The sequence below is a fragment of the Streptomyces sp. NPDC044061 genome (genome assembly GCF_056434305.1).
Genome location: NZ_JBWKFL010000007.1, coordinates 101,156 through 123,519, shown reverse-complemented (window position 1 = coordinate 123,519; position 22,364 = coordinate 101,156). Strand labels below are relative to the sequence as shown.

The following is a 22,364-nucleotide window of genomic DNA, read 5'->3' as shown; positions in this document are numbered from 1 at the left end:
CCTCAGCGGTGCGAGGTGTACTCCACGACCTGCTGGAAGGTCGGCCGGTTCTGCCAGCCGATCCTGCCGTGCTTGATGCCGCCCAGGGTGCGCTGGACGATCGAGTCGGCGCACCACTGGTCGCCGGCCGAGCACTGGTCGTCGCCCGGGTAGACCTGGGCCGCGGTCAGGCCCGCCGCCTGCTTCAGGGTGCTGATCAGGAGGTCCCGGCAGGCGCCGAGGCTGCCCCCGCCGCAGTACTTCTGCGCCAGGCCGCCCTGCACGGACTCGCCGAGCACCGCCCGGACGTCCTTGTCGACATAGCTCCACCAGCCGTACTGGAAGGAGCTTCCGGCGTGCGAGCCGGTCGGGCCGTGACCGGCGGACGGGGCCTCGTCCACGGGCAGGTTGGCGGTCAGGGCGGTGTACAGGTCGCTGCCGAGGCCGGGTTCGAACTCCGCCTTGACCAGCAGCGGCCACCAGGCGTCCAGGATGCGGATCGCGTCGGCGTCGGCATAGGTCTTCGACCCGGCCGAGGTCTCGGTGCGCCTGGCGCCCGCGCTCACCCATGTCTGGAGCTTGTTCACGGCACCGGCGGCCGCGGGGTCGGTCACCGGGGAGGAGTTGATCACCTTGAGCAGTTTCGGCAGCACGTCCTCGGCGCGCAGATCGGCGAGGGCCGCGTCCGCCATGGCCTGCACCAGCTTCGTACGGGTCACCCCGCCGGCCGCGACCAGCTTCTTCACCCGGTCGTCGAGCAGGTTGCCGCGGTGCACGGAGCCGTCGCCCCAGGACGCGGTCGTGTAGTCCTTGGCCTGCTTGTTGTTCCAGGAGACGTAGTAGTCCTGGTCGACGGAGTCGGGGTGCTCGGCGGCCGTGGTGTAGTCGGCCGTGTTGGTGGCGGGGTTCCAGTTCCGCCATTCGTACGCGGGCTGCGCCCACACCGGGAACTCTGCGTCGACGCCGCTCGCCCGGACCGGGTTGTCACCGCTGTTGTAGTAGGCGGTGTGCTGGGAGTCGGCGTAGAACCAGTTGAACGTGTAGTTGATGTGCTGCGCCGCGCTCTGGAAGTCCTTCGGGCCCTTGACGTAGTCGGGGTCGTTGAGCATCTGGAAGCCGATGATCGAGTCGGCCTCGTGCAGGTAGGAGGAGCGCAGGGTGGTGTAGGCGACCTTCCTGCCGCCGACGGTGGCGCGGTACTCCACCGGCCCGTACCTGGTGCGCCACGCCCGCATGGTGTACGAACCCGCCGCCGTGCCGTCGGCCACGGTGGGCTTCCAGGAGTTCTTCTGCTCGACCTTGTCCATCGCCGTGCAGGTGCCGTGGTACAGGTAGTGGTAGTCGTCCTGGCAGAGTTCGACGGCGTAGGTGTCGATGATGTCCTGGCCCGAGGTGGTCGCGCTCCAGGAGTAGTCCTGGCCCCGGCCCAGTTCGACGTACATGCTCAGGCCCGCGAAGGAGGCGCCGCGGGCGCTGATGCCCGGGCCCTGGATCTCCTGCAGCATGAGCAGCTGCGGGGCGAAGTAGCCGGTCTGCGGTCCGAAGACGGCGATCGGGTGGCCGCTCGCGGTGTACCTGCCGCTGACCACGAGGGCGTTGGACATGCCGCGCCGGGCGGAGCTGAGGGTGGACCTTGCGGCCGTGCCGGAGGCGCTCTCGGCGCTCGCGGTGGCCGCGCTGCCGGTGCGGTCGTAGACGAGCGGTTCCTGGGTCACCGAGCCGGAGTCGGGCAGCGCCTCGCCCCGGGGGTCGTCGGGCCTGGAGGCGTAGGGGAAGCTCTCGCCGTTGTGCACGGTGAGGGCGGCCTCTGCGTCGTTGCGCTCGCGGAAGGACTCCCAGACCTTGGTGCCCTGCTCCACACCGTACTTGGACTGGGCGGCGATCAGTGAGAGAGCGTTGTTGACCTCGCCGCCACCGCCGGAGCCGAACAGCGAGCCGACGACGGAGCCGAGCGCCACCAGGTCGGTGATCTTGAAGTGGTCTATGGTGCCGGCGTTGGTGATCGAGTCCTTGTGGCCGGTCAGGACGTACTCGCCGGGGAAGTAGCGGCCACTGTCGGAGGCGTCGATGTAGGAGTTGATGCCGGCGAGGTAGGCGTTGGCGTCGGTGAGGGCCTGCTGTCCGCGGGCGCCGTTGTTCGCCACGGCGTTGTCGATCTGTGCCTGGAGGTCGGCCTCGGTGTACGGCGCGTTGCGGTAGAACTCCTGCTCCAGGCCCTGGTTGGCCGCCGCGCCGCCCGCGAAGGAGGTCAGCTGCCCGCGGCCCACGTGCCGGAAGACGTCCATCAGCCACAGCCGGTCCTCGGCGGCCGCGTACCCGGCGCCGAACTCGGTGCCGTACCGGGTGGTGCCTGTGATGTGCGGCACACCGGTCTTCTTGTCGCGGACGATCGTCACGTCACCGCGGCCGGCGGGCTTCTCCGTGGAGGCGACCTGGTCGGAAGGGACGCCGAACGAGGCGTCGTTGAAGAACGTGTTGATCTTCGCGTCGGTGAGCCCGGAGTAGCCGGTCGCGAGGCCGGCGTAGGGGCCGAGCTGGTCCTCGGCGTGCGAGGGCTGGGTGCCGAAGGCCTGGTTGAGCAGGATCTGGGCGAGCGTCGCGTTGCCGTTCTCGCCGGGCGGCAGGATGTCCGAACACTGGCCACCGCAGTAGTCGTTCGAGGCCGTGGCGTCCTCGGCGGCGACGGCCCGGGTGAGCGGGGAGAGAAGCCCGGCCATCAGAACGCATACGGATGCCGTCTTCAGGAACCCGGCGAGCCTGCGGGGAGTTCTCAGTTTGTCGAACAACACGTTGCGTGGGGTGCGCCGTGGCATGGCAGCTCCTCCCGACTGGGGTGGGCCGGACGTTACCGCCGGTATCCCCGGGATTGAAGATGAACATGCGTCAACTTTTGGAGGCATTGCAGTCGATGCCCGGCGGTCAACCCGGGGCGCCTTATGGGAGGCATCGGAAAACGGATGGAGCCGAATTCCGTGTCGACACGTCTACTCGGCGACGTCGTGCGGAACCCGTACGGCGACGCCGAACTGACCGAAGTGCGGACGCAGGTGTGACGGAGGTGCAAGGCGATGGCCGGATTCCGAAGTCTCGCGAGACAGGTGCGAGATCCGCGGTGTGACCTGGCGCTGCGGCGCTACTCACTGCGCAAGTGCCTGGAGCGGTTCGCTCCCTACGGGCACCGGGCCACCTGGGACCATCTCTGCTCCCGGGCCGGTTTCGGCCCGGAGGACCGGTCCCCCGACCCGGTGCGGCTCGTGGCCGCACTGGAGGAGCTGGAGGAGGCGCGGGCGGTCTGGCTCGGCTACGAGGCCGAGTTCGCCGAGCGCCGCAAGAAGGAGAAGCACGACGGGCTGCGCCGGCCGGGCAGCGTGGACGACTGGCACCGGCTGACCTGGGGCGGGTTCGGGGTGGCCTGGTGCGACGATCCGCGGGTCCACCCGGACGAGCCCCTGGCCGAGGTGCTGCGCCGGCTGATAGCCGCGCTGAACCGCGAACCGGGCTCGGCCTGTCCGGTGTGCGGCGGTGAGCGCCTCGTGTGGAAGTACGGCCTGGACCACGAGCCCTCGTCCGGTCCGGTCTGCGCGGACTGCGGGATCCTCGTGCCCCGGCCCGTGCTCACGCCGCAGGCGCTGGCGTACGCCAGGCGTGAACGGCTGCTGATGTCGGCCTGATCCGCGGGCCGGCCCGATCGGCGGGGATGCACCGGGGGTGCGCCGGGGATGCCGCACCCCCTGATGTGCCAGGCCCCGTCTTCCGGAGCCTGCCGGGGCGCTTGGCCGGGCCGATCCGGAAGAAAGGCCCTGCGCCGCGGGGTTGTTGTCGGTGGCCCCGGGCACCATCGGGGCATGGTGCAGGTATGTCTCAACGGCCGTCGCTCGGCCGCCGACGGAGCGGTGGTGCCGCTGTCCCCGCGGGAGTTGGCGCGCTCTGCCGCCGAGGCCGTCGCGGCCGGGGCCACCGAGGTCCATGTCCGTCCCAAGACGCCGTGCGGACGGGACAGCCTGTCCCCACGCGTGGTCGAGGAGACGATCGACGCCCTCCGCGACCGGGTGCGGGTGCCGCTCGGGATCACCACCGGCGCCTCGGCCGCCCCCGACCCTGCGGCCCGGCTCGCCCGGGTGCGCCGCTGGTCGGTGCTGCCCGACTTCGCCTCGGTCAACTGGCACGAGCCGGGCGCCGAGGAGGTCGCCGAGCAGTTCCTCACCATGGGCATCGGCGTGGAGGCGGGCATCTGGTCCGGCACGGACGGTGCGGCCCGCTTCGCGGCCTCCCCGCTCGGCCCGAGGGTGCTGCGGGTGCTGGCCGAGGTGACCGACCCGGACCCGGCCACGGCGGAGGCCTCGGCGCGGGCCCTGCTGGCGGGGATCGGCGACGCCTTCGGCCGCCCCGTCCTGCTCCACGGCGAGGAGGGCGGCACCTGGCCGGTGCTGCGACTGGCGGGCCGGCTGGGCCTGGCCACGCGGATCGGCCTGGAGGACACCCTGTTCCTGCCGGACGGCGAACGGGCCTCTTCCAACGCTCAGTTGGTGACGGAAGGGCTGGTCCGGTACGGGTCGTCCCAGCGCTGCTCGTCAGCGCGACGGTAGCAGCCCCAAATCCGTTCGCTCCACCCGTTTCGGGTCCGGACAGTGGGAGGTGATGAAACCGAGTTGAGGAACCGAGGAGTCCCCCATGTCGACGCTGCGCGTCACCGCCGAAGTGCTGACCGTCCACGAGCATCCGAACGCCGACGCGCTGGAGTTGGCCCAGGTGGGGCTGTACCGGGCCGTCGTCGCCAAGGGCGCGTACCGCACCGGTGAGGCCGCCGTCTACATCCCCGAGCAGTCCGTGCTTCCGTCCGGGCTGATCGAGGAGCTGGGGCTGACCGGGCGGCTGGCGGGTGGTGAGGCCAACCGGGTCAAGGCGGTGCGGCTGCGCGGTGAGCTGTCGCAGGGCATCGTGTGCCGGCCGAAGGCGCTGGCCGACGTCGATCTCGCGCGGGCCGCGGCCGACGGGACGGACTTCGCCGAGCGGCTGGGCATCACCAAGTGGGTGCCGCCGATCCCGCCGACCATGGACGGGCAGGTCGAGTCGGCCCCGGACCTCCTGCCCTGGGTCGACATCGAGAACATCCAGCGGTTTCCGGACATATTCCCACCGGGCGAGGCTGTGGTCCTGACGGAGAAGCTGCACGGTTCTGCGTGCCTGCTGACGTATGTCGCCGAGCAGGACCGGGTGTTCGTGTCGTCCAAGGGGTTCGGGGCGAAGTCCCTGGCGCTGAGGGAGGATCCGCGGAACCTGTACTGGCGGGCGGTGCGCGGGCACGGGGTCGCCGAGGCGGCGGCCGCGCTGGCCGAACGGCTCGGGGCACGCCGGGTCGGCATCTTCGGGGAGGTGTACGGCGCCGGGGTGCAGGACCTGACGTACGGCGCCGACGGGCGGCGGGAGTCGCTGGGGTACGCGGTGTTCGACGTGTCGGCGGAGATCGACGGGGTCGTGCGCCGGCTCGACGCGGCCGAGGTGCTGGACGGGGAACTGCCCTTGGTTCCCCGGCTGTACGCGGGGCCGTACGACATCGAGAAGGTGCTGGAGTTCGCGAGCGGCCGGGAGACGGTGTCGGGGCGTGGACTGCATCTCAGGGAGGGCGTGGTGATACGGCCGGCCGTGGAGCGCCACAGCCCGGTGACCGGCGGCCGGGCGATCGCGAAGGCGGTCAGCCCGGCGTATCTGACGCGGAAGGGCGGGACGGAGTACGAGTGACGGGGAGCGCCTCGAAGGGGCTCCCCGGAACCGCCCTACCTCCGCTCCGCCATCAGCCTCGACCCCGTCTGCCGTTCGCCGAACACGTCGTCGGGGTTGGACAGCACGCAGGTGTCCAGCGACAGGCAGCCGCAGCCGATGCAGTCGGTGAGGTGGTCCCGCAGGCGGTTCAGCTGGCGGATGCGTTCGTCCAGCTCCGACCGCCACGCCTCCGAGAGCCGCGCCCAGTCCTCGTGGGTGGGCGTGCGCTCCTCCGGGAGTTCGGCGAGGGCGTCGCGGATCGTGGCCAGGGGGATGCCGACCCGCTGGGCCGCGCGGACGAAGGCGACGCGGCGCAGCGTGTCACGGGTGTAGCGGCGCTGGTTTCCGGAGGTGCGGCGGCTGCTGATCAGGCCCTTGGACTCGTAGAAGTGCAGGGCGGAGACGGCCGCGCCGCTGCGCGCGGACAACTGGCCGACGGTCAGCTCGTGGATCTTCTCGGGGATCTGGGGCACTCCGCAGAGACTACCGACCCCGCCGGTCGCGGTCCGTTGACAGGGACCCCGGAGCCGACCATGCTAAGCAGTTGCTTAGACAAACGAGCGAGAGGCCGGGAAGATGGCAGAACCGAGGACCTTCACCTCCCCCGACGAGCTCAGGGCCGCCGTGGGCGAGCAGCTGGGCCACACGGACTGGATTGAGGTCGACCAGAAGCGGATCGACCTGTTCGCCGAGGCCACCGGGGACCACCAGTGGATCCACGTGGACCCGGAGAAGGCCGCCACGGGGCCCTTCGGGACCACCATCGCCCACGGTTATCTGACCCTCTCGCTGCTGCCGCTCTTCGGACCGCAGCTCATCAGGGTCGAGGGCGTGAAGATGGGCGTCAACTACGGGACGAACAAGGTCCGTTTCCCCTCCCCCGTGCCCGTCGGCTCCCGGCTGCGCGCCACGGCGACGATCACCGGCGTCGAGGACGTCCCCGGCGGCGTGCAGGTCGCCGTCGCCTTCACCGTGGAGCGCGAGGGCGGCGACAAGCCGGTGTGCGTGGCGGAGTCGGTGGCACGGTACTACCTCTGAGCCCGGCGGCGCCTACCGGGCGCCCACCATCCGCAGCACGAGGTCGGCGTAGAGCGCGCCGACCTCGTCGGGGGTGCGCGGCCCGTTCACGTTGAACCAGCGGGCCACGTCGATGCACAGGGACAGCACGGCCAGCGTGGTGCCCTTCACGTCCAGCACCCGGAACTCGCCCGAGGCCACGCCGTCCTCGATGATCCCGCGCACCTCGGCGTCCACCTGGTGGCGCAGCGCGACGATCTCGGCGCGGGCCTCGGGGCCGAGCGCGTCGAGTTCGTACTGCACGACCCGCGCGGTGGTGCGCCGCCCGGCGTGCCAGCGGACGAAGGAGCCGACGGCGTCGGCGAGCCGCTCCGTGGCGGTGCCCTCGCGCGCGGCCGCCGTACGCAGGATGTCCAGGGCCTTGTCGTGGCCGATCCGGCTGATCCGGTGGAGCAGCTCTTCCTTGGTCTTGTAGTGGATGTAGAGCGCCGCCGGGCTCATGCCGGCGCGGCCCGCGATGTCGCGGGTCGTCGTCGCGTGGTAGCCACGCTCGGCGAAGGCCTCCACGGCTGCGACGAGCAGCCGCCGGGCCGCGTCCGGGGTGACCTCTTCCCACGGCTCGACCTCGCCGCCGGTCGTCTCCTCCGCCGCACTCATCGCTCGCTCGCCCCTCTCGGTCACAGGAGCACCACCATACCGCCGAAGGTGAGCGGTCGCTTAGAGTGCCCGCTCAGAGCTTTTCGAACGGGTCGTGATCGGCGAGCAGCTTCTCCAGCCTGGCCTGGTCGACGCGACTGACGATCTGTCCGGCCTCCTGGCGGTCCCGGATCACCTTGGCGAGCGTGAAGGCGGACGTGACGAGGTAGAGGACGGCGATGGCCAGGAAGGCCCGGACCCAGGCGTCGGCGTTCAGCCGGAAGATGCCGATGGCGGTGGCCGCCATGGCGACCGCGAAGGATGCGACGGCCTGGCCGTAGAAGGCCGCCGTGTTCTGCTGCTTGACCGGTGTGTCACTCATGGGAACGAGCATCGGCGGACGTGGCCCGCGCCACATCCGCCGGGATACTCAGAGAACGTACTCAGAACGCCGAAACTCCGGTGAGCGCCCGTCCGATGAGCAGCTTCTGGATCTGGCTGGTGCCCTCGTAGAGGGTCATCACGCGGGCGTCGCGCAGGAGTTTGCCGGCCGGGTACTCGTCGATGTAGCCGTAGCCGCCGAAGACCTGCAGGGCGTTGTTGGCGGCGCGGACGGCGGCCTCGGAGGCGAACAGCTTGGCCTTGGAGGACTCGACCGCGAACGGCTGCCCGCGGTCGATCAGGTCGGCCACCCGCCAGGTCAGCAGCCGGGCCGCGTCCACGTCCACGGCGATGTCGCTGATCAGCTCCTGCACCAGCTGGTGGTGGGCGATGGATCTGCCGAACTGCTCGCGCTCACCGGCGTACCGCACGGCCGCGTCCAACGCCGCCTGGGCTATGCCGACACAGCCGGCGGCGACCGACATCCGCCCCTTGGCCAGCGCGGACATCGCGACGGAGAAACCCTTGCCCTCCTCGCCGACCAGCGCCGACGCGGGCACCCGGACATCCTCGAGGACCAGTTCGGCGGTGGCCTGGCCGCGCAGGCCGAGCTTGCCGTGGATGGTGCGGCGGCTCAGTCCGGGAGTGTCGGTGGGGACCAGGAAGGCGGAGACGCCGTTGTGACCGGGGGCGTCCGTGGAACGGGCGAAGAGGAGGACGACGTCGGCCCAGGTGCCGTTGGTGATGAACATCTTGGTGCCGTTGAGGACGAAGTCTCCCCCACTCTCGGCTCCGCTCGAGCGGGAGGGGCCCCCACCGTCGCGCACGGCCCGGGTGGCGAGGTTGCCGGCGTCGGAGCCGGTGCCGGGCTCGGTGAGGCCGAAGCAGCCCACGTACTCCCCGGCGGTCAGCCCCGGCAGCCAGCGCCGCTTCTGCTCCTCGCTCCCCCAGGCCGCGATCGACTTGGCGACCAGCCCGAGGGACACCGAGACGATGCCGCGCACCGAGGAGTCGCCGCGCCCCAGCTCCTCGGTGACCAGGCAGTACGCGAGATGGTCGCCGCCCGAGCCGCCGTACTCCTCGCCGACGGTCAGACCGAGGAAGCCGACCTCGCCGAGCTTCTTCACGATGCCCCGGTCGACCTCCTCGGCCCGGTCCCAGGCGACCACGTGAGGGGCGATCTCACGCTCCACGAAGTCCCGGGCGAGCTGCCGTACGGCCCCGTGTTCCTCGCTGAGCCCCAGGTTCACCACGCGATCACCCCACACCAGACGGATCTTGAAAGCCGTACATTTAAATTAGCACTGCTAGTTTCCAGTTGCAGCCCTACTATGTGCGCCATGGCCCGACCGCGCAAGCCCCTCCTCAGCACCGACCGGATCGTCGAGACGGCACGGGAACTCGTGGACGCGGAGGGCCTGGCGGCCGTCTCCACGCGTCGGCTCGCCGCCGAGCTGGGGGTGAGCGGGCCCTCGCTCTACAACCACTTCCGCACCAAGGACGAGATCCTGGAGGTGGTCGCGGACTCGGTGAGCGGGCTGGTCGACCTGTCGATGTTCGAGGACGGCCGGGACTGGCGGACCGCGCTGCACGACTGGGCCGTCTCCTACCGGGCCGCCCTGCGCGACCACCCGAACATCGTCCCGGTCCTCGCCCGCGGCCCCGGCCGCCGCCCCGCCGCCCTGCGGCTGGCCGACGCGGTGTACGGCGCGATGGTCGACGCGGGCTGGCCGCCCGCGCAGGCCACGTCCATCGGGGCACTGATGCGGTACTTCATCATGGGCTCCGCGCTCGGTTCCTTCGCCGGTGGGTTCGTGGACGACGCGAGCGCGTACGACCCCGCCGACTATCCCCATCTCGGGCAGGCGCACCTGCTCGCCGAGCAGCAGGAGAAGATCGACGAGCGGGCCTTCGACACGGGACTGACGGCGCTGCTGGACGGTCTGGCGCAGCAGTACGAGCAGGCACGGCAGAGCGTGTAGCAGCAGTTCGGCCGGCACCGAAGCGTCTGTGTTCCATGCTGGACACATGACCTCCAAGGACTCCCGGGCAGCCGGCCTCGCCGCCTTCGCCTCGCTGGTCGCCGACGAGACGCGGGCCGCGTGCCTGCTGGCCCTGCTGGACGGGCGGGCCTGGACCGCCGGGGAACTGGCCCGGCACGCCGGGGTGGCCGCGTCCACGCTCAGCGAGCACCTGGGCAAGCTGGTGGGCGGCGGCCTGCTCGCCGAGGAACGGCAGGGGCGCCACCGGTATGTGCGGCTGGCCGACCCGGGGGTGGCGCAGCTCGTCGAGGATCTCGCCGCGCAGGTGCCCGAGGCGGCTGTGCGGCGGCCTCCTCGCACCCTTCGGGAATCGAGCGCTAGCTCCGCGATGGCCCGGGGCCGTACCTGCTACGACCATTTCGCCGGGCAACTCGGGATCGTGGTCACGGACGCGCTGACCGAGCGGGGGCTGCTCCGGCAGGACACCGGGTTCGCGCTGACGGAGGCGGGGCTGGAGTGGTTCGGCACGGTGGGCATCGCCCTGGACCGGTCGACCCGGCGGCCGCTGGCCCGGGGGTGCCTCGACTGGACCGAGCGGCGTCCCCATCTCGCGGGGGTGGCGGGGGCGGCGCTGTGCCGCCACTCGCTGGATGCGGGGTGGTGCGAACGGATCGGTTCGGAGCGGGCGGTGCGGCTCACGCCGACCGGGGAGCGGGCGCTGTCGGACTTGCTGGGCATCCAGCGGGACGCACTGCTGTGAGCGGCCACGAGAACGGCGGGGTGCCGCCGCGTGCGGGTCCGTCGCGGCCGGTCGCGCTTCCCCGCCCGCCCCTGCCGGAGCGCGCACGCCCCGTCCGATTCCCGCCGGCCCCCATTCGACACCCTGCCTAGCCTCGGGAGCATGATGAACGTCATCCGGAACCGCCCTCACATACTCGCCACCGGCGCCGCCGCCGTCACCGTCGTCCTGTGGGCCTCCGCCTTCGTGTCGATCCGGAGTGCGGGAGACGCCTACTCCCCCGGTGCGCTGGCCCTCGGCCGGCTGGTGTCGGGGGCTGTCGCCCTGGGCGTCATCTGGGCCCTGCGGCGGGAAGGACCGCCGCCCAGATCGGCCTGGCCCGGGATCCTGCTCTCCGGGCTGCTGTGGTTCGGGCTCTACATGGTCGTCCTGAACTGGGGCGAGCAGCAGGTCGACGCGGGAACCGCGGCTCTGGTCGTGAACATCGGTCCGCTGCTCATCGCGCTGCTCGGCGCCCGGCTGCTCGGTGACCCGATGCCGCCGAGGCTGCTGGCGGGGATGGCGGTGTCGTTCGCGGGTGCGGTGACCGTGGGGCTGTCGATGTCGGGCGGAGGCGGGTCCTCGCTGCTCGGCGTGGCGCTGTGCCTGCTCGCGGCCGTGGCGTACGCCTCCGGTGTCGTCGCGCAGAAGCCCGCCCTGGGCCGGGCCGGCGCGTTGCAGGTCACGACGTTCGGGTGTCTGGTCGGGGCGGTGGCCTGCCTGCCGTTCGCCGGGCAACTGGTGCACGAGGCCGCCCGCGCACCCCTGTCGGCGACGCTGAACATGGTCTACCTGGGCGTCTTCCCGACCGCGCTGGCCTTCACCACCTGGGCCTACGCCCTCGCCCGCACCACCGCCAGTCGGATGGGCGCGACGACGTACGCGGTGCCGGCCCTGGTCGTCCTCATGTCCTGGCTGGCGCTCGGTGAGGTGCCGGGGCCGCTGACGCTCGTGGGCGGGGCGCTGTGCCTCGCGGGCGTGGCGGTGTCGCGGTCCCGGATGCGCGGGCGGACGCGGCGGGTCGCGGCCGGTGAGCCGCGACCCGAAAGGGTCGGCTGACCGTCAGAACACCACCAGCGCCCGGCCGCCCTTGCCCGCGATCATGTTGTCGAAGGCCGCCGGAATGCCCTCCAGGGCGATCCGTTCGGTGACCAGCGCCGAGAGGTCCAGCCGGCCCTCCCGTACGTGCTCGGCGAGCACCGGCAGGTCACGGGCCGGGTCGGTGTTGCCGTACACACAGCCGGACAGGGTGCGGCCCCAGTGGAAGATCTCCAGGGCGTTGAAGGTGACCTCCTGGTCCTTGCCGCCGATACCGACGACCGTCGTACGGCCACCCCTGCGGGTGGCGTCCCAGGCGGCGCGGATGCTGACCGCGCGGCCCACGCACTCCACGGAGACGTCGACGCCCTGTTTGCCGGTGAGCGCGCGGATCTCGCGGGGGGTGGTGTCGGAGGCGAGGACGTAGTCGGTGGCGCCGGCCGCCCGGGCCAGTTCCTCCTTCTCCGGGGAGACGTCGACGGCGATGATCCTGGAGGCTCCCGCGATGCGGGCCGACTGCAGGGCGGCCAGGCCCACTCCGCCGACCCCGAAGACGGCGACCGTCTCGCCGGTCCGCACCCGTGCCGAGTGGTGCACGGCACCGTAGCCGGTGAGGACGGCGCAGCCGAGGAGGGCCGCGTCGGTGAGCGGGACGCCCTCCGGGAGGGGCAGCACGCAGGACGCGGAGACCACCGTCTCCTCGGCGAACGCGGCGACGTTCAGACCGGGGTGGAGGTCGGTGCCGTCGGCGGTGCGGGCGTAGACATCGGCGGCGCCGTTCAGGGCGTTGGCGCACAGCCAGACCTCGCCCAGCGTGCAGGCGTGACAACTGCCGCAGGAGGGTGCCCAGTTGAGGACGACGGGGGCGCCGGGGGCCACGTGCGCGACGCCCTCCCCGACGGCCACGACCGTCCCCGCCCCCTCGTGGCCGAGGACCGCCGGGACGGGCACCCGCATGGTGCCGTTGGACAGGGACAGGTCGGAGTGGCAGACGCCGGCGGCGGCGAGGCGGACGCGGACCTGTCCGGGGCCCGGTTCGGGCAGGTCGATGTCGGTGATCTCCAGGGGGGCACCGATGGCGGGCAGGACGGCGGCTCGTACGGCCATGGTTCGCGGACTTCCTTAGAACTGGAGGGACTTGGTCTGGAGGTACTCGGAGAGGCCGTGGCTGCCGAGTTCCCGGCCGACCCCGGACTGCTTGTAGCCGCCGAAGGGGGCGAGGGGGTTGAACCGGCCGCCGTTGATGTCGACCTGGCCGGTGTCCATGCGGCGGGCGAAGGCGACGGCTTCGGCCTCGTCACCGGCCCAGACGGCGCCCGCGAGGCCGTACACCGTGCCGTTGGCGATGCGCAGGGCGTCCTCCTCGTCCTCGTAGCGCAGGATGGTGAGGACCGGGCCGAAGATCTCCTCCTGGGCGACGGTCATGTCGGTTGTGACGTCCGCGAAGACCGTCGGGCTGACGAAGTAGCCCTTCTCCCGCGGCGATTCGGGGCCGCCCGCGACCAGCCGGGCACCCTCGGCGACGCCCTTCTCGATGTAGCCGCGCACGCGTGCCTGCTGCTTGGCGCTGACCACCGGGCCGATGCGGTCGCCGTACTTGGCGGCCGCGGCCGCGGCCAGTTCGACGGCCTCGTCGTACCGGTCCCGGTGGACCAGCATCCGGGTCCAGGCGCTGCAGGTCTGTCCGGAGTTGGACATCACGTTGGCCACGCCGACGTTCACGGCCTTGGCGAGGTCGGCGCTCGGCAGGATGACGTTGGCGGACTTGCCGCCCAGCTCCAGCGCCACCTTCTTGACGGCCGCGCCGGCCACCGCGCCGATCTGCCGGCCGACCGCCGTGGAGCCGGTGAAGGACACCAGATCCACGCCCGGGTGCTCGGCGAGGGCCTGGCCTGCGACCGGGCCGAGGCCGGTGACCAGGTTGAACACACCGGCGGGTACGCCCGCCTCGTGGACCGCCTCGGCGAAGAGCTGGGCGGTGAGCGGGGTGTCCTCGGCGGGCTTGAGGACGATCGTGCAGCCGGCGGCGAGCGCCGGGGCGACCTTGGCGACGATCTGGTGGAGCGGGTAGTTCCAGGGGGTGATCGCGCCGACGACGCCGATCGGCTCGTGCAGGACGGTGGAGTTGCCGACCTTCTCCTCGAAGGAGTGGGTCGCGGCCAGCTCGGCGTAGGAGCCCGCGACCGCGATCGGCACACCGGCATGCACGGCCTGGGAGAACTGCGGCGGGGAGCCCAGTTCCGCGGTGACCGTCTCGGCGATCTCGTCCTTGCGGACCACGAGGACGTCCCGCAGGGCGGTCAGGCGCGCGGCCCGCTCGGCCGGTGGCGTGGCGGCCCAGGCCGGCAGAGCCGCGCGCGCGGCGCGTACGGCGGTGTCGACGTCCAGGGCGCCCGCGGCCGGGACCCGGCCGACGACCTGCTCGTCGGCGGGGTTCACGACCTCGATCACGTCCCGGCTCTCGGCGGGGCGCCAGGCGCCGTCGATGTACAGGCCGTCGTGTGCCTTCATGGTGCTTCCTCCCGGCGGGTCTCCGTCGTCCGGCACACAAACTAGCGGCGATAGTTTTCGCGCGCCAGAGACACCGGTCGGCCAGACTCACCGGGACATCATCGCCGGGCGGGCACTCACTCCTCCAGGTCGGGCAGCCGTGCCGGGGACGGGCAGATACGGTCGCCGTGCTGGTCGAAGACGAACAGGTGGGCCAGGTCGACCAGGAGCGGGACCTGCATGCCGTGCCGGAGCCGGATGTCGGGGGTGGTGCGCACGACCAGGTCGCCCGGCAGTCGCCCCTCGGCAGGCGCGTACTCCGCCTCCGTGTCCGCCGGGTGCTCCAGCACCACCACCGGTCCGGCGCGCAGCGAGCCGGCCCGCTCCCTGAGCCGGCCCAGCACGGTCGGCCCTTCCCGGCGCCGCCGGCGCGCCGGCCGGGCGGCCGGGCGCGGGGCCTCCAGCTCGGTCACGACGGCGGGGCGGGAGCCGGTGTCGAAGTGGACGAGGGTCTCGTGCCCCTGGAACTCCACGTGCTCCACCAGCCCGGTCAGCGGCACCTCACCGGGCCGGGCGGCACTGCGCTTGGCGATGCGCACCGCCTCCGAGCGAAGCCCGACGATGACCTCGCGGCCCTGCTGCACCCGGAGCAACTGGTGGTCCAGGCTGAGGGGTTCGGGCAGCCGCAGGTACTGCTTGCCGAGGCTGATGGTCATGGCGCCGTCCAGCGGGGCGCGGACCAGGCCGCGCAGCAGGTTGATGCGCGGGATGCCGACGAAGGCGGCGACGAAGACGTTGCGGGGCAGGGCGTAGACCTCGCGCGGGCTGCCCACCTGCTGGAGGACTCCGCCGCGCAGGACGGCGACCCGGTCGCCGAGCGACATGGCCTCGGCCTGGTCGTGGGTGACGTACACCGTGGTGACGCCCAGTTGGCGGGTGAGCTGGGATATCTCGGCCCGCAGATGGTTGCGGAGCTTGGCGTCGAGGTTGGACAGCGGCTCGTCCATCAGGAACGCGGTGGGGTGGCGGGCGATCGCCCGGCCCATGGCCACCCGCTGGCGTTCGCCGCCGGAGAGCTGGCTGGGGAAGCGGTCCAGCAGGTCCTCGATGCCGAGCATGCGGGCGGTCGCGTCCACGCGCGGGCGGGGGTCGGCGCCGGGGGCCTCGATGCGCAGCGGGAAGCCGATGTTGTCGCGGCTGGTCATGCTCGGGTAGAGGGCGAAGTTCTGGAAGACCATCGCCATGTCGCGCTCGGAGGGCTGCCAGTCGTTGGCGTACTCGCCGTCCAGGAGCAGTTCGCCCTCGTCGATCTCCTCCAGTCCGGCGATCATGCGCAGCACGGTGGACTTCCCGCAGCCGGAGGGGCCGAGCAGGACCAGGAACTCGCCGGGGGCGATGTCCAGCGAGAGCCGTTCCACCACGCGGGGGCCGCGCGCGTAGGACTTGCTCACGTCGTGCAGAGAGATGGCGCGTGTCATGACTGCTGCCCCCGGGGGCTGGCCGGAGCGCCGCTGCTCCGTGGGTCCGAAGGTCCGGTGCGAGCCGCACGGGGCCTGTGGGTCACGAAAGTTAACGGAATGTGCCCGGCCGGGGAAGAGAGGGCACCGGACCGGACGCCGCGCCGCAGGCAGCGGCGGAAACGGACGGCGGGATTCGGGGCGCGGGCCGGCCCCGCCGTCCGCGCCGCGCGGTCACTTCGTCGCGGTCAGATGGGCGAAGACCACCACGTTGCTCGTGTAGCCCGTGCGCCGGCTGAACAGGCCGCCGCAGGTGAGCACGCGCAACTCCGGCCGCCGGGCCGGGCCGTACACCTCCCGGTCGGGGAAGCCGGCCTTGTCGAAGACCTTCACCCGGTCCACGGTGTAGACCGCGGTACGGCCGTCCGCGCGCCGGGCCTCGATCGGCTTGCCCGGCCCGACCAGGGCGAGGGCGGAGAAGACGGCGGGGCCCGTGGTGGTGTCGCGGTGGCCGACGGCGATGGCGGTGCCGGTCTCGCCCGGTGTCGGGCCGCCCTCGTACCAGCCGACCAGCTTGGCCTTGTCGAGCGGTGGTGTCTCCAACTGCCGGTCCGAGCCCAGTCGCAGACCGGTGACCGGCGCGTCGATCCCGAGGGACGGGATGCGCAGGGACGTCGGCCGGGACCGGGGCAGCGGGCGGGGCGGGGGTGTCGGGCGGACCGGAGCGGCCGCCTCCCGGCCCGCGGCCGGAGCGGCTGCCGGGCCGCCCGCCCGGACGGGCCCGGAGCTGTCGTGTCCCCCGCACCGGACCGCCGTCACCAGGACGACCGCGAGGAGCGCCGTCCTGGCGAGGCGGTAGGCACGGGTCCGGTGCCACGGCCTGCGTCTGCGCCTACGCGGCGCCATGCGGCCGGCGGCGGATCAGCCGGACGTACACGGCGCCGCTGACCGCGACCAGGCCCACGGCCGCCGCGGCGGCCACGGGCGAGAAGGCGCCGGTCGTGTCGACGAGACCGCCGCCACCGGCGTGGACACCGCCCTTGGGCCCGTCGTTGTGGTCGCCGCCCTGGCCCCAGCTCGCGTCATCGCGCTGGTCGCTGGACTGGTCACCGTGCTGATCACCGCCCTGGTGGTCCTCGATCTGGCCGGCCGAGCCGTGCTGCGGGTCCTGGTTGCCGTCGTGGCAGTTGACGCGGAAGACCTTCTCATGGTTGGCACCCCCGATCACCCAGGTGATCCTGTACTGCCCGTCCGCCAGCCCCAGCGGGTCGGTGTGCCCGGCGCCGCCCGCGAGCTGGATGGTGCCGGTGACGGTGGCGGCGGTGGGCAGCGGGGGCTGCGGTGTGATGGTGTAGGCGACGGTGGGCAGGACGTCGAAGTTGACGGCGTCGAGGTAGAACTTGCAGACCAGCGGGTCGTCCTTGGAGACCCCGAAGGGCACGCCCACGCGGTGGATCCTGATGTCGCCGTTCTCCCCTTGGGCCGACGCCGTCGGTGCCGCCACCCATGACGCGCCCGCCGCGGCGATGGCGGTGAGGACGACGGTGGCGCCCGCACGGGAAAAAGTCCGTGGAAGTGTCAGGGTGGCCATGAAGCTCCTCCGAGTTAGACGATTTTCATACAAATCGACCTTTCGTTGGGACTCTCACGCACGTACTCCACCGCACACGGCACCAACGCCGGACACGCCGTCAGATATCGCTCGTGCGGCGCAACGGCGCTCTCTTCCGGCCCTCCCGCGACACGGCCGCGGCCCCCTCGGCCGGCCCTCCGGCGCCCGGTGACCGCAGCGCCACCCCGGAGGACACGAGCAGCAGCGCCCCGAGCATCACGAACGGCGCGGCCACCCCGGCCACGCCCGCGACCAGGCCCGCAGCGGCCGGTGCGGCGACCTGGCCGAGCCGGTTGCCGGTCAGGCGCAGGGCGAGGGCGGTGGAGCGCGCCTCCTCGGGGGCGGCCTGGACGACCGTGGTCATGGACAGCGGCTGCCCGACGCCGAGGCAGAAACCGAGCACCGTGAGCATCAGCCCGAGCGCCGTGACCGGTACCGGCAGGGCGACCCCCGCGCACAGGACGGCCGCGAGGAAGCAGGTCACGGTGAGCAGCGCCGGCCGGCCGAGCAGGCGCAGCAGCGGGGTGAGGACGAGACGGCAGGCGATGGTGGCCCCGGCACGCAGGCTGAGCAGAACGCCGATCACCGAGGGGGCGATGCCCCGGTACTCGCCGACCACCGGCAGGTAGGCGGTGAGGATGTCTGTGGCGGAGAGCACGGAGAGGCTGATCAGCATGCCCGCGGGTACGCCTCGGGCGCGCAGGATCCCGCCCACGGGCACCCGTTCGCCCCGCGGGGCACGGGAGTCGACCGCCGTACGGTCCTCGACGCGCCACAGCGAGGAGCACGCGACCGCGGCACCCGCGCCCGCCACGACGAGGGCGAGCGCGCTGCTGCCCGCCATGTCGGGACCGCCGATCAGGACGCCCGCCGCGACCGGGCCGATGAGCTGGCCGAGGGAGGCGCCGATGGTGAAGTGCCCGAAGTTGCGGTCCTGTTCGTGCGGCGCGGACTGGCGAGCCACCAGCGACTGTGCGCCGATCACGAAGCAGAGGTGGCCGAGCCCCATCACTCCGCTCCACAGGGCCATCGCCCGCAGGGAGTTGACGAGTCCGCTGAGGACGCAGCCGCCGGATATGAGGACCACTCCCACCGGCAGCAGTGGCGCGCAGCGGCCGTGGTCGGTGCGGCGGCCGAGGGGTACGGCCGCGAAGAGCGGGAGCAGGGCGTAGACACCCGCGACGACGCCGACCGCACGCTCGTCCGCGCCGAGCGCGAGCGCCCGGTAGGAGACGGCGGGCCGGGCCATCGACACCGCCCCCTGGGCGAAGCCGAAGGCGATGACGAGGCGGAGCAGCCAGCCGCGGTTCCCACCGGGCGCCATGATCGAGTCCTCCTGTGTGCCGCCCGGTCAGATGATGCCGAAGAGGATCCCTGCCCCCAGCACCACGAGGGATGTCAGGGCGGCCCACTTCACGACGAACCTGGTGTGGTCGCCGAACTCGACCTTGGCCATGCCGACGAGGACGTACACGGCCGGGACGAGCGGGCTGGACATGTGCAGCGGCTGGCCCACCAGGGAGGCGCGGGCGATCTCCACCGAGGAGACGCCGTGCGCCTGGCCCGCCTCGGCGAGCACCGGCAGGATGCCGAAGTAGAAGCCGTCGTTGGACATGAAGTACGTGAGCGGGATGCTCAGCACGCCGGTGACGAAGGCCATGTGCGGGCCCATCCCGTCGGGGATGTTGTGCACCAGCCACTCGGCCATGTGGTCCACCATGCCGGTGCCCTGCAGGACGCCGGTGAAGACGGCGGCGGCGAAGACCATGCCGGAGACGTTGAGGACGTTGTCGGCGTGCGCGGCCAGGCGCGCCTTCTGGTCCGGCATGTGCGGGAAGTTGACGGTGAGCGCGAGCGCGGCACCGAGCAGGAACAGCACCGGGATCGGCAGCCACTCCATGATCATGGACGTGAGCAGCGCGACCGTGAGCAGTGCGTTGAACCAGTACAGCTTGGGGCGCAGGGTGGCGCGCCGCGGGTCGAGGCCCTGGAAGCCGTCGCCCTCGGGCTCGTCGAGGGGGGCGTCCGGGCCGACGCCGGAACCGCCGCCCGGCCGCGTGTCCTTGCCGCAACCGGCGCCCACCAGCACGGTCTCCTGCTCGGCGGGCTCCCGCACGAGCGCCTCGCCCAGCGTGAGCACGCCGAGCCGCTCGCGCTCGCGGCGGCCGAGGACGTAGGCGAGGGCGAGGACGAACACCAGGCCCATGGCCAGGGCCGGGATCATCGGGACGAAGATGTCGCCGGCGTCCAGCTTCAGCGCGGTCGCCGCGCGGGCGGTCGGGCCGCCCCACGGCAGCGTGTTCATCACGCCGTTGGCCATGGCGGCCACGCCGGTCATCACGACGAGGCTCATCTTCAGGCGCTTGTACAGCGGGTACATCGCCGAGACGGTGATCATGAAGGTGGTCGAGCCGTCGCCGTCCAGCGAGACGATCGCGGCGAGCATCGCCGTGCCGACGACGATGCGCAGCGGGTCGGCCTTGCAGAACCTCAGGATGCCCCGGACGATCGGGTCGAAGAGGCCGACGTCGATCATCACACCGAAGTAGACGATCGCGAACATGAGCATCGCCGCGGTGGGGGCGAGGCCGGTGACGCCGTCGATGACGTAGTCGCCGAGCTTGGCGCCCTTGCCGACGAACACGCAGAACAGCGCGGGGATCAGCACGAGCGCCGCGATCGGCGACATCTTCTTCAGCATGATCAGGACCAGGAAGGTCGCGATCATGGCGAAGCCGAGGATGGTCAGCATGAATGGATACCTAACGTTCGCCCTTGAACTCCCACCAGGGCCGGCGGTGCGATGACGTTAGGTCCGTTCAAACGGCGTTAACAAGACGTTGACGAGCGAGCAATAAGCGCAAAAATGCAGGTCACAGCTTTGCTCAGGTCACAGGGGTGAGCTTTTCGGACACGACGGTCACCGCGGCCACCTCGACGGGCACGCCGTTGAGGACCGCGTTGCCCGACAGCGGGTCGAGCAGGCTGCCGTCCAGGAGCTGGTTCACGTTGACGCCGGGGGCCGTGGTGGCGTGGCTCAGCCGGGTGCCGGGGCGGTCGTGGCCCCAGCCGTGCGGGAGGCTCACGACGCCCGGGCGGACCGCGTCGGTGACCTCCGCGGGCGCGGTCACCTCTCCCCCGGCGCCCTTCACCCGCACCGGCTCCCCGTCCCGCACACCGAGGCGTGCGGCGTCCTCCGGGTTGAGGTGCAGGGAGCAGCGGTTGCTGCCGCCGGTGAGGGCGGGCACGTTGTGCATCCAGCTGTTGTTGGAGCGCAGATGGCGGCGGCCGACGAGCACGAGCCCCGCGGGGCGCTCGCGCAGCGCCTCCCGGAGCCGGGGCAGATCGCCGGCGATCGGCCCGGGCAGCAGCTCGATCCTGCCGCTCGCGGTCTTCAGCGGCTGCGGCAGGCGGGGGCGCAGCGGGCCCAGGTCGATGCCGTGCGGGTGCGCGAGCACCTTCTCCAGCGTCAGGCCGTCGGGACGGGCGCCGAATCCGTCGCCGTACGGGCCGAGGCGCAGCATCATGTCCAGCCGGCGCTCGGGGCCGGTCTCCCCGGTGAGCCGTGCGGCCAGTTCCCGGGGGTCGCGAGCGTGCACCGGGGAGTGGGGTTCCTGGACGGCCTTGCCGAGGGTCTGGTCGATGACCATCGCGTCCACGGCGGCCGGGTCTGCGCCGTGCATGCCCGTCGCGGCCAGGATCAGCCGGGCCAGGATCTCGGTCTCGGCCATCCGGCCGGGTTCGAGGGGGACGGCGGGGCGGCTGTAGCGGACCTGGTTGCGGACGGCCAGGGTGTTGAAGGCGAAGTCGTGGTGCGGGCTCTGCGAGGGCGGGGGCGGGGGCAGAACGACGTCGGCGTGGCGGGAGGTCTCGTTGAGGTACGGGTCGACGCTGACCATGAAGTCCAGCGAGTCCAGGGCCTTGTCGAGTCGGTCGCCGTCGGGGGCGGACAGCACCGGGTTGGCCGCGACCACGACGAGCGCGCGGATGGGCTCGCCCTGGTCGGTTGCGGTGTCGATCTCCTCGGCGAGCGCGGAGAGCGGCAACTCGCCCTTGGCCTCCGGCAGTCGCCGTACCCGGGAGTGCCAGCGGCCGAGGGCGAAGCCGCGGCCGGGGCCCGCCGGGCGCGGCGTCTTGTCCGTGGCGGCCTGCGGGAACAGGGCGCCGCCCGGCCGGTCGAGGTTGCCGGTGAGGACGTTGAGGACGTCGACCAGCCAGCTTGCCAGGGTGCCGTGCGGGACGGTGCAGCTGCCGATGCGGGCGTAGACGGCGGCGGTGGGCGCGGCGGCGAGTTCACGGGCGAGGGTGCGGATGACGGCGGGGTCCAGGTCGCAGGCCCCGGCGACGGCCTCGGGGGTGAACTCCCGCAGGGCGTCGCGTACTTCATCGACGCCCTGGACGTGCGGGGCGAGGTCCTCGAGGCCGACGAGGTCCTCGGCGAAGAGGGTGTGCGCCATCGCCGCGAGCAGCAGGGCGTCGGTGCCGGGCCGGATCGCGAGGTGGCGGTCGGCGAGTTTCGCGGTGCGGGTGCGGCGCGGGTCGACGACGGTGAGCCGGCCGCCGCGGGCCTTGAGGGCCTTGAGCTTGCCGGGGAAGTCGGGGGCGGTGCACAGACTGCCGTTGGACTCCAGCGGGTTGGCGCCGATGAGGAGCAGATGGTCGGTGTGGTCCAGGTCCGGCACCGGTATCGCGTGGGCGTCGCCGAAGAGCAGCCCGCTGGAGACGTGCTTGGGCATCTGGTCGACCGTGGAGGCGGTGAACAGGCTCCGGGTGCGCAGGGCGCCGAGCAGCACCGGCGGGTAGAGGGCGCCGGCCATGGTGTGCACGTTGGGGTTGCCGAGGACGACACCCAGGGCGTCGGGGCCGTACCGCTCCACGACCGGGCGCAGGCCCGCGGCGACCGCGTCGAAGGCCTCCTCCCAGGTGGCCTCGCGCAGGGCGCCGTCCTCACGGACGAGCGGGGTGCGCAGCCGGTCGGGGTCACCGTCGACGGCGCCGAAGGAGGCGCCCTTGGGACAGATGAACCCCTTGCTGAAGACGTCCTCGCGGTCGCCGCGGGCGCCGGTGACACGGGTGCCCTCGATGGTGAGGGTCAGCCCGCAGGTGGCCTCGCACAGGGGGCAGATTCGCAGGGCGGTGCGGGACACGGGTCCTCCCGGAGGGTCGGCGAACATGCCGCGCGAGCCGGGGCGGGAGCGCGGGCACGGGCGGGCTCGAGGCGAGCATACCGACCG

Annotated in this window: 20 protein-coding genes; 7 read left to right on the top strand and 13 right to left on the bottom strand. The window is 72.2% G+C overall.

All coding sequences use genetic code 11. The features are described 5' to 3' along the window. Window positions 1–2: 2 nt before the first annotated feature. Window positions 3–2,792: a penicillin acylase family protein gene (locus AC07CM_RS13630; RefSeq protein ID WP_478876550.1), complete on the bottom strand. Its 2,790-nt coding sequence runs from the start codon at window positions 2,790–2,792 to the stop codon at window positions 3–5. A 255-nt stretch (window positions 2,793–3,047) separates the two neighbouring features. On the opposite strand from AC07CM_RS13630, the gene AC07CM_RS13625 reads away from it, so the two are divergent. The 3 genes from AC07CM_RS13625 to AC07CM_RS13615 all read left to right on the top strand — a co-directional run bounded on the left by AC07CM_RS13625 (window position 3,048) and on the right by AC07CM_RS13615 (window position 5,718). Continuing rightward, on the top strand, window positions 3,048–3,650 hold the full coding sequence (locus AC07CM_RS13625) for a hypothetical protein (protein ID WP_478876549.1): 603 nt from the start codon (window positions 3,048–3,050) through the stop codon (window positions 3,648–3,650). Between the two features lie 174 nt (window positions 3,651–3,824). After that, window positions 3,825–4,565, top strand: coding sequence for a 3-keto-5-aminohexanoate cleavage protein (locus AC07CM_RS13620; protein ID WP_478876548.1), 741 nt, complete (start codon window positions 3,825–3,827; stop codon window positions 4,563–4,565). Window positions 4,566–4,650: 85 nt separating this feature from the next. Beyond that, window positions 4,651–5,718 carry an RNA ligase (ATP) gene (locus tag AC07CM_RS13615; protein ID WP_478876547.1) on the top strand — a complete coding sequence of 356 codons (1,068 nt, stop codon included), beginning with the start codon at window positions 4,651–4,653 and terminating at the stop codon, window positions 5,716–5,718. A 35-nt stretch (window positions 5,719–5,753) separates the two neighbouring features. Here the strand turns inward: AC07CM_RS13615 and soxR are convergent, their stop codons facing one another. Continuing rightward, window positions 5,754–6,212 carry a redox-sensitive transcriptional activator SoxR gene (gene soxR, locus AC07CM_RS13610; protein ID WP_478876546.1) on the bottom strand — a complete coding sequence of 153 codons (459 nt, stop codon included), beginning with the start codon at window positions 6,210–6,212 and terminating at the stop codon, window positions 5,754–5,756. Between the two features lie 103 nt (window positions 6,213–6,315). On the opposite strand from soxR, the gene AC07CM_RS13605 reads away from it, so the two are divergent. After that, complete coding sequence (locus tag AC07CM_RS13605) at window positions 6,316–6,777, top strand: MaoC family dehydratase (protein WP_478876545.1); 462 nt, start codon at window positions 6,316–6,318, stop codon at window positions 6,775–6,777. A gap of 12 nt (window positions 6,778–6,789) precedes the next feature. Here the strand turns inward: AC07CM_RS13605 and AC07CM_RS13600 are convergent, their stop codons facing one another. The 3 genes from AC07CM_RS13600 to AC07CM_RS13590 all read right to left on the bottom strand — a co-directional run bounded on the left by AC07CM_RS13600 (window position 6,790) and on the right by AC07CM_RS13590 (window position 9,023). Further along, the gene (locus AC07CM_RS13600) at window positions 6,790–7,413 is read right to left on the bottom strand and encodes a TetR/AcrR family transcriptional regulator (RefSeq protein WP_478876544.1); all 624 of its coding nucleotides are present in this window, start codon (window positions 7,411–7,413) and stop codon (window positions 6,790–6,792) included. Window positions 7,414–7,486: 73 nt separating this feature from the next. Next, the gene (locus AC07CM_RS13595; protein WP_478876543.1) at window positions 7,487–7,774 is read right to left on the bottom strand and encodes a YiaA/YiaB family inner membrane protein; all 288 of its coding nucleotides are present in this window, start codon (window positions 7,772–7,774) and stop codon (window positions 7,487–7,489) included. Between the two features lie 61 nt (window positions 7,775–7,835). Further along, on the bottom strand, window positions 7,836–9,023 hold the full coding sequence (locus AC07CM_RS13590; protein WP_478876739.1) for an acyl-CoA dehydrogenase family protein: 1,188 nt from the start codon (window positions 9,021–9,023) through the stop codon (window positions 7,836–7,838). A 90-nt stretch (window positions 9,024–9,113) separates the two neighbouring features. Here AC07CM_RS13590 and AC07CM_RS13585 point away from each other — a divergent pair, with 90 nt between their 5' ends. From AC07CM_RS13585 to AC07CM_RS13575, 3 genes are all read left to right on the top strand, one after another. Next, window positions 9,114–9,755, top strand: a complete 642-nt coding sequence (locus AC07CM_RS13585) for a TetR/AcrR family transcriptional regulator (RefSeq protein ID WP_478876542.1) — start codon at window positions 9,114–9,116, stop codon at window positions 9,753–9,755. 46 nt (window positions 9,756–9,801) lie between these two features. Next, window positions 9,802–10,515: an ArsR/SmtB family transcription factor gene (locus AC07CM_RS13580; protein WP_478876541.1), complete on the top strand. Its 714-nt coding sequence runs from the start codon at window positions 9,802–9,804 to the stop codon at window positions 10,513–10,515. A gap of 141 nt (window positions 10,516–10,656) precedes the next feature. Beyond that, window positions 10,657–11,592: a DMT family transporter gene (locus AC07CM_RS13575; protein ID WP_478876540.1), complete on the top strand. Its 936-nt coding sequence runs from the start codon at window positions 10,657–10,659 to the stop codon at window positions 11,590–11,592. A gap of 3 nt (window positions 11,593–11,595) precedes the next feature. Here the strand turns inward: AC07CM_RS13575 and AC07CM_RS13570 are convergent, their stop codons facing one another. The 8 genes from AC07CM_RS13570 to AC07CM_RS13535 form a co-directional block, all read right to left on the bottom strand. Then, window positions 11,596–12,678, bottom strand: coding sequence for a Zn-dependent alcohol dehydrogenase (locus AC07CM_RS13570; RefSeq protein WP_478876539.1), 1,083 nt, complete (start codon window positions 12,676–12,678; stop codon window positions 11,596–11,598). A 15-nt stretch (window positions 12,679–12,693) separates the two neighbouring features. Continuing rightward, window positions 12,694–14,082 (bottom strand): aldehyde dehydrogenase family protein, encoded by a 1,389-nt coding sequence (locus AC07CM_RS13565; RefSeq protein WP_478876538.1) that lies wholly within the window; start codon window positions 14,080–14,082, stop codon window positions 12,694–12,696. A gap of 116 nt (window positions 14,083–14,198) precedes the next feature. Next, the gene (locus tag AC07CM_RS13560) at window positions 14,199–15,539 is read right to left on the bottom strand and encodes an ABC transporter ATP-binding protein (protein ID WP_478876537.1); all 1,341 of its coding nucleotides are present in this window, start codon (window positions 15,537–15,539) and stop codon (window positions 14,199–14,201) included. Window positions 15,540–15,752: 213 nt separating this feature from the next. Next, window positions 15,753–16,424 carry a class F sortase gene (locus AC07CM_RS13555; protein WP_478876536.1) on the bottom strand — a complete coding sequence of 224 codons (672 nt, stop codon included), beginning with the start codon at window positions 16,422–16,424 and terminating at the stop codon, window positions 15,753–15,755. Then, on the bottom strand, window positions 16,411–17,109 hold the full coding sequence (locus AC07CM_RS13550; RefSeq protein ID WP_478876535.1) for a hypothetical protein: 699 nt from the start codon (window positions 17,107–17,109) through the stop codon (window positions 16,411–16,413). The genes AC07CM_RS13555 and AC07CM_RS13550 overlap by 14 nt, the downstream gene beginning before the upstream one ends. 100 nt (window positions 17,110–17,209) lie before the next feature. Continuing rightward, on the bottom strand, window positions 17,210–18,454 hold the full coding sequence (locus AC07CM_RS13545) for an MFS transporter (RefSeq protein WP_478876534.1): 1,245 nt from the start codon (window positions 18,452–18,454) through the stop codon (window positions 17,210–17,212). A gap of 27 nt (window positions 18,455–18,481) precedes the next feature. Continuing rightward, a complete protein-coding gene (locus tag AC07CM_RS13540; RefSeq protein WP_478876533.1) occupies window positions 18,482–19,882 on the bottom strand; it encodes a CitMHS family transporter in 1,401 nt (466 codons plus the stop codon). 133 nt (window positions 19,883–20,015) lie between these two features. Next, window positions 20,016–22,277, bottom strand: a complete 2,262-nt coding sequence (locus AC07CM_RS13535; RefSeq protein WP_478876532.1) for a molybdopterin oxidoreductase family protein — start codon at window positions 22,275–22,277, stop codon at window positions 20,016–20,018. Between the last annotated feature and the right edge of the window lie 87 nt (window positions 22,278–22,364).